Consider the following 11965-nt stretch of genomic DNA (forward strand, 5'->3'; position numbering starts at 1 on the left):
TGAAAACGGGGCGGCTAGTGCGCCTTGAGCGGGTCCTTGGACGTTTCCCTGGCGCAGAGCACCGCGATGAGGGAAACGACGGCGGCCGCCATCAGGTACCAGCCGGGGGCCAGCTTGGATCCTGACATGCCGATCAGCAGCGTGGCCACGAAGGGCGCGGTGCCGCCGAAGAGGGCGTTGGAGAGGTTGAAGCTGACGGCAAAGCCGCTGTAGCGGACCCGGGTGGGGAAGAGCTCGGCCAGGAAGCTGGGCAGGGTGCCGTCGTTGAGCGTGAGCATGCCGCCGAGCAGGATCTGGACCAGTACGATCACCAGGAAGTTCCCGGTGTCCAGCAGCATGAACGCCGGAACCGTCAACACGATGAACAGGACGGAGGCGGTGATCAGCACCTTCTTGCGGCCGTACCTGTCCGAGGCCATGCCGGTGAGGAAGATGAAGCCGATGTAGGTCAGCAGGGCGATGGTGGTGGCCGCGAAGGATTCCGTGGCACCGAAGCCCAGCTCCGAGCTGAGGTACGTAGGCATGTAGCTGAGGATCACGTAGAAGCCGACGGCGTTCAGCAGCACCGCGCCCACTGCCAGCAGCAGCGACTTCCAGTGGTTGCGGAACAGCGCGGCCACGGGTGCCTTAATGGCCTTGTCCTCGTCGGTCAGGGCGCGGAAGGCCGGGGTGTCCTCCAGCTTGGTCCGGATGTAGCGGCCAATGAGGCCCATCGGGGCCGCCAGCAGGAACGGCAGGCGCCAGCCCCAGTCCTGCATCTGGTCGGCGGTCAGGGTGATGGAGAGGATGGCCGCCAGCAGCGAGCCCAGCAGCAGGCCCGCTGCGGTGCTGGCGGGCACGACGGCGGCGTAGAGGCCGCGGCGGTTGGCCGGGGCGTACTCCACCAGGAAGGCGGAGGCGCCGGCGTACTCGCCGGCGGCCGAGAAGCCCTGGACCACGCGGACCAGCAGCAGCAGGATCGGGGCCCACATGCCGATGGTGTTGTAGCCGGGGATCAGCGCGATGGCGAAGGTGGCAGCGGACATGATCAGGATCGACAGGGACAGGGCGTTCTTGCGGCCGAGCTTGTCGCCGATCTGGCCCCAGACGAATCCGCCCAGCGGCCGGACGAAGAAGGAGATGGCGAAGACGCCGAAGGTCAGCAGCAGTCCCGACTGCTTGTCGGCCGTGGGGAAGAATGCTCCGGCGATGGTAGCCGCGAGGTATCCGTACACGGCGTAGTCGAACCATTCGACGAAGTTGCCGATGAAGCTTGCCGTGATGACGCGGCGGCGGGTGTCCTTGCCGATGCCGTCGCCGGTGTTGGGGCGCGGTTGGCCGCTCATGGTTGCCTGGTCCCGCGGCGACGCTGCCACGGCGGCGGGAACGCCAACTGAGGGTGTTTCATTTTTCATCAGATCCACCAAGATTGTTTGGGTTGCATCTATCGCAACGCTGTTGCACCAGATTATGTGTGGCGTGGATCACCGTCAAGGCATTAATCCCCTTATTTCGGGAAACTTTGCGAAGCGAACGATTTGGTTGATTGTGATTGCCATCACCTCTTGACCGCCACCCCATCAGGTTCTACAGTTGCATTCACTGCAACCACGTTGCACTGGATGCGACCAATCTGAAGGAAGACCAATGACTGCCACTCTTGATGACTCACTGGCCAGCGTCGACGCCGATGTCGATGCAGCCATCACCAAGGAACTGCTCCGCCAGCAATCGACGCTGGAGATGATCGCGTCGGAAAACTTCGCCCCGGCCGCCGTCATGGAAGCCCAGGGCTCGGTGCTGACCAACAAGTACGCCGAGGGCTACCCCGGCAAGCGCTACTACGGCGGTTGCGAGCACGTGGACGTCATCGAGCAGCTGGCCATCGACCGCGTCAAAGCGCTCTTCGGTGCCGAAGCCGCCAACGTCCAGCCGCACTCCGGCGCCCAGGCCAACGCCGCCGCCATGTTTGCCCTGCTGGAGCCCGGCGACACCATCCTGGGCCTGGCCCTGGCCCACGGCGGCCACCTAACGCACGGCATGCGGATCAACTTCTCCGGCAAGCTCTACAACGTGGTGCCGTACCACGTCAGCGAGACGGACATGCTGGTGGACATGGCCGAGGTGGAGGCGCTGGCGCTCGAACACCGGCCCAAGCTGATTGTGGCTGGCTGGTCCGCCTACTCCCGCCAGCTCGACTTCGCCGAGTTCCGCCGGATCGCGGACCTGGTGGGTGCCTACCTGATGGTGGACATGGCCCACTTTGCCGGCCTGGTGGCCGCGGGCCTGCACCCGAACCCTGTGCCGTACGCCGACGTCGTCACCACCACGACGCACAAGACGCTGGGCGGCCCGCGCGGCGGCGTCATCCTGAGCAAGGAATCGCTGGCCCGCAAGATCAACAGCGCCGTCTTCCCCGGCCAGCAGGGCGGTCCGCTGGAGCATGTGATCGCCGCCAAGGCCGTGGCCTTCAAGATTGCCGCCTCGCCCGAGTTCAGGGAACGCCAGGAGCGCACCCTCGAAGGCGCCAAGATCCTGGCCGAGCGGTTGCTGGCCGACGACGTCAACGCCGCCGGCATCTCCGTGGTCAACGGTGGCACGGATGTGCACCTGGTGCTCGTTGACCTGCGGCACTCCGAACTGGACGGCCAGCAGGGCGAGGACCGGCTGCACCGGATCGGCATCACCGTCAACCGCAACGCCGTGCCCTTTGACCCGCGTCCGCCGATGGTCTCCTCCGGACTGCGCATCGGCACCCCGGCCCTGGCCACCCGCGGCTTTGGCCGCGCCGAATTCACCGAGGTGGCCGACATCATCGCCACCGCGCTGAAGGAAGAGCTCAGCGAGGAGCTGGCCGTGCTGCTGCGCGACCGCGTCAGCGTGCTGGCCGGGAAGTTCCCGCTCTACCCCCACCTGTCCGCCATCACCGGCAACGAAATCCTGATCGGAGCCCAGCAGTGAGCACCCAGCAGCTTCCCGAACACCCCGACTTCCTCTGGCGGAACCCGGAGCCCAAGTCCTCCTACGACGCCGTGATTGTCGGCGGCGGCGGGCACGGCCTGGCCACCGCCTACTTCCTGGCCAAGAACCATGGCATGACCAACATCGCGGTGCTGGAAAAGGGTTGGCTGGCCGGGGGCAACATGGCCCGCAACACCACCATCATCCGCTCCAACTACCTTTGGGACGAGAGCGCGGCCATCTACGAGCACGCGCTCAAGCTCTGGGAGATCCTGCCCGAGGAACTGGAATACGACTTCCTGTTCAGCCAGCGCGGCGTGATGAACCTGGCCCACACCCTGGGCGACGTGCGTGAAAGCGTCCGCCGGGTGGGCGCCAACAAGCTCAACGGCGTCGACGCCGAATGGCTGGACCCGGCGCAGGTCAAGGAACTGTGCCCCATCCTGAACATCAGCGACAACATCCGCTACCCGGTGATGGGCGCCACGTACCAGCCGCGCGCCGGCATCGCCAAGCACGACCACGTGGCCTGGGCGTTCGCCCGCAAATGCGACGAGCTGGGCGTGGACATCATCCAGAACTGCGAGGTCACCGGCTTCATCAAGGACGGAAACCGCGTCACGGGCGTCAAGACCAACCGCGGCACCATCAACACCGAAAAGGTGGGCCTGTGCGCCGCCGGGCACAGCTCGGTGCTGGCCGAGATGGCCGGCTTCCGCCTCCCGATCCAGTCCCACCCGCTGCAGGCGCTGGTCTCGGAACTGCACGAGCCGGTCCACCCCACGGTGGTCATGTCCAACCACGTCCACGTCTACGTCTCCCAGGCCCACAAGGGCGAGCTGGTGATGGGCGCCGGCGTCGACTCCTACAACGGCTACGGCCAGCGCGGCTCCTTCCACGTGATCGAGGAGCAGATGGCGGCCGCCGTCGAGCTCTTCCCGATCTTTGCCCGGGCCCATGTGCTGCGCACCTGGGGCGGCATCGTGGACACCACCATGGACGCCTCCCCGATCGTGGGCACCACGCCGGTGGAGAACATGTTCGTGAACTGTGGCTGGGGCACCGGCGGCTTCAAGGGCACCCCCGCCGCCGGGCTCACCTTTGCGCACACCATCGCCACCGGCACACCGCACGAGCTGAACAAGCCGTTCTCGCTGGAACGCTTCGAGACCGGCGCCCTGATCGACGAGCACGGCGCCGCCGCCGTCGCGCACTAGAAGGAGGAAGACAATGCTGTTGATCGAATGCCCCAATTGCGGGCCGCGCGACGAAACCGAGTTCCACTACGGCGGACAGGCGCACATCGCCTACCCCGAACACCCGGAGGAGCTCGACGACCGGGCTTGGGCCGAGTACCTGTTTTACCGCGACAACACCAAGGGAACCTTTGCCGAGCGTTGGGTGCACAGCACCGGCTGCCGGCAGTGGTTCAACATGCTCCGGGACACCGTGAGCTACGAGATCCACGCCATCTACAAGATGGGGGAGCGCCCCGCGGGCCAGCTCTCCGCAGGGAAAACCACCAACACCACCGATCAGGAAGGAGCGCAGCGATGACCTCCCAGGACAACCAGACGCCGGGCCGCCTCCCCGCCGGCGGACGGATCGACCGCAGCATCAGCTGGCGGTTCACCGTCGACGGCGCCGAGTACACCGGACACCCGGGGGACACCATCGCCTCCGCACTGCTGGCCAACGGCCGCATCGAGGTGGGCAACTCGCTCTACGAGGACCGCCCCCGCGGCATTATCTCCGCCGGCGTGGAGGAGTCCAACGCGCTGGTCAAGATCGCCAGCCGTTTCCCGGGCCACGCCGCCGAATCCATGCTGCCGGCCACGGCCGTGGCCCTGGTGGAAGGGCTCAACGTCGAGTTCCTCTCCGGCCTGGGCAAGCTGGACCCCACCGAGGACAAGGCGGTGTACGACAAGAAGTACGTGCACACCGATGTCCTGGTGGTGGGCGGCGGCCCCGCCGGCCTGGCTGCGGCCCGCGAGGCCGTGCGCACCGGCGCCCGGGTCATCCTTCTCGACGACCAGCCCGAGCTGGGCGGCTCGCTGCTCTCCGGCAGCGGCGACGTGGTGGAGGGCGTGCCGGCCCTGGACTGGCTGGCCGACGTCGAGGCGGAGCTGGTCTCCGCGGCCGAGGGCACCGTGCTCAACCGCACCACCGCCTTCGGCTCCTACGACGCCAATTACTTCATCGCCGTCGAGAACCGCACCGACCACCTGTCCAGCCCGGCCGCCGACGGCGTGTCCCGGCAGCGCATCTGGCACATCCGCGCCCGCCAGGTGGTCCTGGCCACCGGCGCCCACGAGCGCCCGATCGTGTTCGAGAACAACGACCGCCCGGGCATCATGCTCGCCTCGGCCGCCCGCACCTACCTCAACCGCTACGGCGTCGCCGCCGGCTCCAAGGTGGTCATCGCCACCACCAACGACAGCGCCTACGCATTGGCCGCGGACCTGCTGGCCGCCGGCGTCGAGGTGGCCGCCGTCGTGGACTCCCGCCCGGAACTCTCCCCACTGGCCGCGGCCCTGGGCGAAGACGTCCGCGTTCTCACCGCCAGCGCCGTCGTCAACACCTCGGGGGACACCCGGCTGGACGGCGTGACGGTCAGCGGCCTGGATGCCGAGGGCCAGCTCACCGGCGAGGCCGAGGAGATCGCCGCCGATCTGCTGGCCGTCTCCGGCGGCTGGAGCCCGGTGGTCCACCTGCACTCCCAGCGCCAGGGCAAGCTGCGCTGGGACGAGGAGCTGGCGGGCTTCGTGCCCAGCAGCGTGGTCAAGGACCAGGCCGTCATCGGCGCGGCCCGCGGCAGCTACGCGCTCGCCGACGCCGTGGCCGAGGGCATTTCCGCCGGCTCAACCGCCGCCGTGGATGCCGGGTTCGCCACCGCCGCGGCAGTTGCCGCCGCAACGGCCGCCGCAGCCCGCCCGGCCACCGGTGCCAGGGCCTTGGCCCCGACCCGGCCGCTGTGGCTGGTCCCCGGCCAGCAGGGCACCCCGGCCGATTGGCACGAGCACTACGTGGACTTCCAGCGCGACCAGAGCGTGGCCGATGTGATCCGCTCCACCGGGGCCGGCATGCGCTCGGTGGAGCACATCAAGCGCTACACCTCCATCAGCACCGCCAACGACCAGGGCAAGACCTCCGGGGTGAACGCCATCGGCGTGATCGCCGCGGCGCTGAAGTTCTCCGCGGGCGGATCCGCCGGGGGCGAGACTGGAGACGGGCGCGGGATCGGCGAGATTGGCACCACCACCTACCGTGCGCCCTTCACCCCGGTGGCCTTCGCGGCCCTGGCGGGCCGGGAGCGCGGGGACCTCTTCGACCCGGCGCGCCGGACCTCCATCCACCCCTGGCACGTGGCCCAGGGTGCGCTCTTCGAGGACGTCGGCCAGTGGAAGCGGCCCTGGTACTACCCGGCGCCGGGGGAGGACATGGACGCCGCGGTGCTGCGCGAATGCGCCGCCGTGCGCGAGTCCGTGGGCTTCATGGACGCCACCACGCTGGGCAAGATCGAAATCCGCGGCAAGGATGCCGGGGAGTTCCTGAACCGGATCTACACCAACGCCTTCAAGAAGCTGGCCCCCGGCTCCGCCCGGTACGGCGTCATGTGCACCCCGGACGGGATGATCTTCGACGACGGCGTGACCCTGCGCCTGGACGACGAGCGCTACTTCATGACCACCACCACCGGCGGCGCCGCCAAGGTGCTGGACTGGCTGGAGGAATGGCTGCAGACCGAATGGCCCGAGCTGGATGTGCACTGCACCTCGGTGACGGAGCAGTGGACCACCATCGCCGTCGTCGGGCCCAAGTCCCGCGCGGTGCTGGCCAAGCTGGCCCCGGAACTGGACCTCGGCAACGACGCCTTCCCGTTCATGGCCTTCCGCGAGACGGTGCTGGGCTCCGGCGTGGCGGCCCGCGTCTGCCGGATTTCCTTCTCCGGCGAGCTGGCCTACGAAATCAACGTGCCGGCCTGGTATGGCCTCACCCTCTGGGAGTCCGTGGCGGCCGCGGGGGCCGAATTCAACATCACCCCGTACGGCACCGAAACCATGCACGTGCTCCGTGCCGAGAAGGGCTACCCGATCGTTGGGCAGGACACCGACGGGACCGTCACCCCGGCGGATGCCGGCATGGACTGGGTGGTGTCCAAGGTCAAGGACTTCATCGGCAAGCGCTCCTACCAGCGTGCCGATGCGGCCCGCACGGACCGCAAGCACCTGGTCAGCGTGCTCCCGGTGGACGGATCCATCCGCCTTCCGGAGGGCACCCAGCTGGTGGAGAAGGGGGTAGCCGTCAACTCCGCCTACGGGCCCGTCCCGATGCAGGGCTTCGTCACCTCGAGCTACCACAGCGCCGCGCTGGGCCGGTCCTTTGGCCTGGCCCTGATCAAGAACGGCCGCAACCGGATCGGTGAGGAAATGGTGGCCGCGGTGGGGGACGAGCTGGTCCCCGTAGTTGTTGGAGAAACTGTACTTTTTGATGCCGAAGGGAAGCGCCGTGATGGGTGAAGCAATGACTGCACAAGAGGCAACCGCAGGAGTCCGTGCGCTGCGCCGCAGCCCGGCCGCCCACCTGTGGGAGGACTTTGCCCGCGGAACCGTGGCCGGCGGCCACGGGGTGTCGCTGAAGGAGGTGCCCTTCCTGACCATGGTGGGCGTCCGGGTCGACCCGGCCTCCGCGGCCGGGGCGCGGATCGCCGCCGCCACCGGCGGGCTGCCGACCGCCTGCGGCGCCGTGGTGTCCGGCCCCGCGGGGCTGGCCACCCTGTGGCTGGGCCCGGCGGAGTTCCTGGTGGCGGCACCGGAGCAGGCCCACGACGGCGTGCTCTCGGCCCTGCTGGATGCGCTCGCCGACGGCGCCGGCCAGGTGGTGGACCTCTCCGCCAACCGGACCACGTTCGAACTCGCCGGACCCAGCGCCCGTGCCGTGTTGGAGAAGAGCTGCGCGCTGGACCTGCACCCGCGCTCCTTCGCCGCCGGCACGGCGCTGGCCACCGAGATCGGCCACATCCCCACCATGCTCTGGAAGGTGGACGAGGCCACCTTCCGGATCTTCCCGCGGGCCTCCTTCGCCGACTTCCTGGGCCGCTGGCTGCTGGACGGCATGCGCGAGTTTGCCTCCACCGAGGACCAGTAATGGCGCTGAGCGTGCTGGACCTGTTCTCCGTCGGCATCGGGCCCTCCTCCTCCCATACGGTGGGCCCGATGCGGGCGGCGAAGCGGTTCGCCGAGGGCCTGGCCGGCTCCGGCGACCTCGCGGCCACGGTGCGCGTCCAGGCGGAGCTCTTCGGCTCCCTGGGCGCCACCGGCCGCGGCCACGGCTCGGACAAGGCCGTGGTGCTGGGGCTGCAGGGACAGGACCCGGAAACAGTGGACACCCACACGGCGGACGACCAGGTGGCGGCGGCCGCGCTCGATGCGCGGCTGCTGCTGGCGGGGGAGCGCGCCATCGACTTCAACTTCGACGAGGACGTGCTGCTGCACCGGCGCAAGTCCTTGCCGGCGCACCCCAACGGCATGACGTTCCGTGCCCTGGACCACGCCGGCACGGTGCTGCGCGAGCGCAGCTACTACTCGGTGGGCGGCGGCTTTGTCGTGGACGAGCAGGCCGCCGGGGCCGACAAGGTGATTCTGGACGAGACGGTGCTGCCGTACCCGTTCACGACGGCGAACGAGCTGCTGGCCATCTGCGCCGCGGAGCAGCTCTCCATCTCCGCGGTCATGATGGCCAACGAGATGGTCTGGCACACGGAGGCCGAGCTGCGCGCCAAGCTGCTGGGCATCTGGGCCGTGATGCAGGAGTGCGTGGCCAACGGCTGCGCCGCCGAGGGCATCCTGCCCGGCGGGCTGAACGTGGTCCGCCGCGCGCCGGCGCTCTTTGCCACGCTCGGCGGGCCCGAGGACGCCTCCGATCCGCTGCGCGCCATGGAATGGGTGAACCTGTTTGCCCTGGCGGTCAACGAGGAAAACGCCGCGGGCGGCCGGATCGTCACGGCCCCGACCAACGGCGCCGCCGGCATCATTCCGGCGGTGCTGCACTTCTACCAAAAGTTCGTGCCGGGGGCCAACGACGACGGCGTCGTGCGCTTCCTGCTCACGGCGGCCGCCGTCGGGATCCTGTTCAAGATCAACGCCTCGATCTCCGGTGCCGAGGTGGGCTGCCAGGGCGAGGTGGGCTCGGCCTGTTCGATGGCCGCCGCCGGGCTCTGCGAGCTCCTCGGCGGCACACCGGCCCAGGTGGAGAACGCCGCCGAGGTGGGCATTGAACACAATCTGGGCCTGACCTGCGATCCCGTGGGCGGGCTGGTGCAGATTCCCTGCATCGAACGCAACGCCATTGCCAGCGTCAAGGCGATCAACGCCGCCCGGCTGGCGCTGCATGGGGACGGAAGCCACAAGGTTTCCCTCGACAAGGCCATCAAAACGATGCGCGAGACAGGAGCGGACATGAAGACCAAGTACAAGGAAACCTCCCGCGGAGGCCTGGCCGTGAATGTGATCGAGTGCTGAGCCATGACACTGACCACACACCAACAGTCATCCCCGTCCCAGCCGCAGACCACTGTTGAGCATGTCCTGACCCTGGACTGCGCGGAAACCCCGGGCATCGTCCACGCCGTCTCCGGCTTCCTGCTGGAGCACGGCTGCGACATCATCGACAACAAGCAATTCGGCGACCGGGCCCACCTGCCCCACGGACCGGAGGCCGCCGACGACGCCGGGCACTTCTTCATGCGCGTCCACTTCGCCTCCACCGGGGACGGTTCGACGGTGGAGACGCTGCGGGCGGAATTCGCGCCGCTGGCGCAGGAGTACGGCATGACCTGGCAGCTGGAGCGCCACGGGGCCCGGCGGCGGGTGCTGATCATGGTCTCCAAGTTTGAGCACTGCCTCAATGACCTGCTCTTCCGCGCCCGGGTGGGGGAGCTGCCGGTGGAGGTGGTCGCCGTCGTCTCCAACCACCGCGACCACCAGAGCCTGGTGGAGTGGCACGGCATCCCGTTCTTCCATGTACCGGTCACTGCCGGCACCAAGCCCGCGGCGGAGGCCCGGCTGCTGGAGCTCATCGAGGACTACGACGTCGAGCTGGTGGTCCTGGCGCGCTACATGCAGGTGCTCAGCGATTCCCTCACGCGCAAGCTGGACGGACGGGCGATCAACATCCACCACTCGTTCCTGCCCAGCTTCAAGGGGGCCAAGCCCTACCACCAGGCCTACGCCCGTGGGGTCAAGACCGTCGGTGCCACGGCGCACTACGTCAACGCGGAACTTGACGAAGGGCCCATCATTGCCCAGCAGGTGGTGGAGGTGGACCACACCTTTGGCCCCGACGACCTGGTGGCCGCCGGCCGCGACACCGAGTGCAAGGCGCTCAGCAATGCCGTGCGCTGGCATTGCGAGGGCCGGGTGATCCTGCAGGGGAACAGGACTATCGTCCTGCGTTGAACTCGAGTTGGGCGGCGATCCGCACGGCGACCGCCAGGCCGGCCAGCCTGCCGGTGCCGCGTGGATCGCCGCCGGTCAGCGTGAAGATCCGCGCCAGCCTGTTGTGCAGTGACTGCCGCTCCAGGTGCAGCTCCCGCGCGGTCTCGGCGGTGTTGCAGCCACAGCGCAGCCACATGCCCAAGGTCTCCACCAGCTTTGATCCGCGCGCGGCGTCATGGTCGATGAGCTCGCCAATCAGCTCCGTGACAAACTCGCGCCCGAGCTCCGGCTCCGCCACCCGGGCGGCCAGCCGCTCCACGGCCAGCGCCTCGGCGTCGACCACCATGCCGCGCTCGAGTGTGGCCGGGAGCACCGACAGGCTCATCCGCGCCTCGCGCAGCGACCGGGGAGCCTGCACCACCGAATAGGCCGCCGGCCCCACGGCAAACGCCAGCGCCAGCTCCGCCGGCCCGGCGGACAGGTCCGCCATGACGGCCGCCCGCGAGGCGCGGACCGCCGTGGGGTCCAGGGCCACCACGGCCACCACCTCCCGCTGGTCCGCGTGCAGCACCACCCGTGCCGCGCGGGAGGCCAGCAGCTTCTCCACCGCCCCCGGCCGGCCGCCGGCGCCCAGCTGCTGGCCGACCACCACGCACAGCGGCGCGTCCGGGTCCAGTCCGGCCGCACCGGCCAGCTGCACCAGCCGGGTGCCGGATTCCCCGGTCAGGACCGCGCGGATGAGCTCGGCCCCGCCCACCTCCCGCAGCGTGGGCGCCTGGTATTTCAGCAGGGCCAGCGAGAGCACATCGATGCCGCGCCCGCCCACGACGGCGGCGAGGTCGCTGTCGGTGCCGTCGTCCACCGCCAACCTGAGCACCGCACCCACCACCCCGCGCACCGGAACATCGAATTCCAGCGGCGCCGGGTGGGTGGCTCTCGCCGTGGGCAGGCTGTCGCCGTCGGCCTCGCCGCCCGCCGCGGCCATCACCGCGCCGGAACCGTCCACGAGGGCAACCTCCGCGGGCAGCTCCCGGGCCAGGATGGCCACCAGTTCGGCCAGCGACCCGCCGTTGGCGAACTCCAGGGCCAGCGCATGCGAAATGGCGTCCGAGCGCTGCAGCCGCGCCACCGACTCGCTGACCAGGGTGGAGTTGATGGCCTCGGCGACGGCGACAAAGGGAACCACCCGGCGCAGCTCGATCAGGGCCAGCGCACACTCCCGCGCGGCCTCGATGGCCTCGGGCGGCATCACGGCCAGCGACCCGCCGGTTTCCACGGCCAGGGCGGCAATGCCGCGCTCGGCCAGGGATTCGATGTAGTGCCGCCGCTCGGCCGCGGAGGCGGTGGCCAGGGCCTCGCCGCCGGTGAGCAGCAGTTCCCCGCCGCGCAGCAGCGGGGCGATGTTGAGCACCTCGGAGGAGTGCACCCAGCGGACGGCCACCTCCGCCATCGCCTCGGTCTCCGCATGGAGCAGGGGGTCCCCGGCCGCCATGGTGGGGTGGGCCAGAACCTCACGCAAGGTCAATGCCATGACAATGTGCCTACTTTTCTCCCGATTTGATTGACACATCGTATCTTGTTGAATGTGA

At 69.0% G+C, this 11965-nt stretch carries 9 protein-coding genes; 7 read left to right on the forward strand and 2 right to left on the reverse strand.

Annotated elements, in window-relative coordinates:
• Window positions 1-14: 14 nt before the first annotated feature.
• Window positions 15-1394, reverse strand: a complete 1380-nt coding sequence (locus tag ACQCSX_RS17785) for an MFS transporter (RefSeq protein ID WP_427016560.1) — start codon at window positions 1392-1394, stop codon at window positions 15-17.
• A gap of 232 nt (window positions 1395-1626) precedes the next feature.
• Between ACQCSX_RS17785 and glyA the strand changes: the two genes are divergently transcribed.
• Genes glyA through purU form a run of 7 tightly spaced genes read left to right on the forward strand, consistent with a single transcriptional unit; the run spans window position 1627 to window position 10397 of the window.
• Window positions 1627-2940 carry a serine hydroxymethyltransferase gene (glyA, locus tag ACQCSX_RS17790; RefSeq protein ID WP_427016561.1) on the forward strand — a complete coding sequence of 438 codons (1314 nt, stop codon included), beginning with the start codon at window positions 1627-1629 and terminating at the stop codon, window positions 2938-2940.
• On the forward strand, window positions 2937-4157 hold the full coding sequence (locus tag ACQCSX_RS17795) for a sarcosine oxidase subunit beta family protein (RefSeq protein ID WP_427016562.1): 1221 nt from the start codon (window positions 2937-2939) through the stop codon (window positions 4155-4157). Before glyA ends, ACQCSX_RS17795 begins: the two co-directional genes overlap by 4 nt.
• A 13-nt stretch (window positions 4158-4170) precedes the next feature.
• Window positions 4171-4497, forward strand: a complete 327-nt coding sequence (locus ACQCSX_RS17800; protein ID WP_427016563.1) for a sarcosine oxidase subunit delta — start codon at window positions 4171-4173, stop codon at window positions 4495-4497.
• Window positions 4494-7460 (forward strand): 2Fe-2S iron-sulfur cluster-binding protein, encoded by a 2967-nt coding sequence (locus ACQCSX_RS17805; protein WP_427016564.1) that lies wholly within the window; start codon window positions 4494-4496, stop codon window positions 7458-7460. Before ACQCSX_RS17800 ends, ACQCSX_RS17805 begins: the two co-directional genes overlap by 4 nt.
• A 4-nt stretch (window positions 7461-7464) precedes the next feature.
• On the forward strand, window positions 7465-8088 hold the full coding sequence (locus ACQCSX_RS17810; RefSeq protein WP_427016565.1) for a sarcosine oxidase subunit gamma: 624 nt from the start codon (window positions 7465-7467) through the stop codon (window positions 8086-8088).
• Complete coding sequence (locus ACQCSX_RS17815; protein ID WP_427016566.1) at window positions 8088-9461, forward strand: L-serine ammonia-lyase; 1374 nt, start codon at window positions 8088-8090, stop codon at window positions 9459-9461. Before ACQCSX_RS17810 ends, ACQCSX_RS17815 begins: the two co-directional genes overlap by 1 nt.
• 3 nt (window positions 9462-9464) lie before the next feature.
• Window positions 9465-10397, forward strand: coding sequence for a formyltetrahydrofolate deformylase (gene purU, locus ACQCSX_RS17820; RefSeq protein WP_427016567.1), 933 nt, complete (start codon window positions 9465-9467; stop codon window positions 10395-10397).
• Here the strand turns inward: purU and ACQCSX_RS17825 are convergent.
• A complete protein-coding gene (locus tag ACQCSX_RS17825) occupies window positions 10381-11907 on the reverse strand; it encodes a PucR family transcriptional regulator (protein ID WP_427016568.1) in 1527 nt (508 codons plus the stop codon). The two genes, purU and ACQCSX_RS17825, sit on opposite strands and share 17 nt — an antisense overlap.
• Window positions 11908-11965 lie beyond the last annotated feature (58 nt).

This window comes from Pseudarthrobacter sp. P1 (assembly GCF_050156935.1).
Classification (GTDB): domain Bacteria; phylum Actinomycetota; class Actinomycetes; order Actinomycetales; family Micrococcaceae; genus Specibacter.

Excerpts from the sequence above, each read along its gene's own strand:
- ACQCSX_RS17785 (WP_427016560.1), bottom strand. The coding sequence starts at position 1,394 with ATGAAAAATGAAACACCCTCAGTTGGCGTTCCCGCCGCCGTGGCAGCG.
- glyA (WP_427016561.1), top strand. The coding sequence starts at position 1,627 with ATGACTGCCACTCTTGATGACTCACTGGCCAGCGTCGACGCCGATGTC.
- ACQCSX_RS17800 (WP_427016563.1), top strand. The coding sequence starts at position 4,171 with ATGCTGTTGATCGAATGCCCCAATTGCGGGCCGCGCGACGAAACCGAG.
- ACQCSX_RS17805 (WP_427016564.1), top strand. The coding sequence starts at position 4,494 with ATGACCTCCCAGGACAACCAGACGCCGGGCCGCCTCCCCGCCGGCGGA.
- ACQCSX_RS17810 (WP_427016565.1), top strand. The coding sequence starts at position 7,465 with ATGACTGCACAAGAGGCAACCGCAGGAGTCCGTGCGCTGCGCCGCAGC.
- ACQCSX_RS17815 (WP_427016566.1), top strand. The coding sequence starts at position 8,088 with ATGGCGCTGAGCGTGCTGGACCTGTTCTCCGTCGGCATCGGGCCCTCC.
- purU (WP_427016567.1), top strand. The coding sequence starts at position 9,465 with ATGACACTGACCACACACCAACAGTCATCCCCGTCCCAGCCGCAGACC.
- ACQCSX_RS17825 (WP_427016568.1), bottom strand. The coding sequence starts at position 11,907 with ATGGCATTGACCTTGCGTGAGGTTCTGGCCCACCCCACCATGGCGGCC.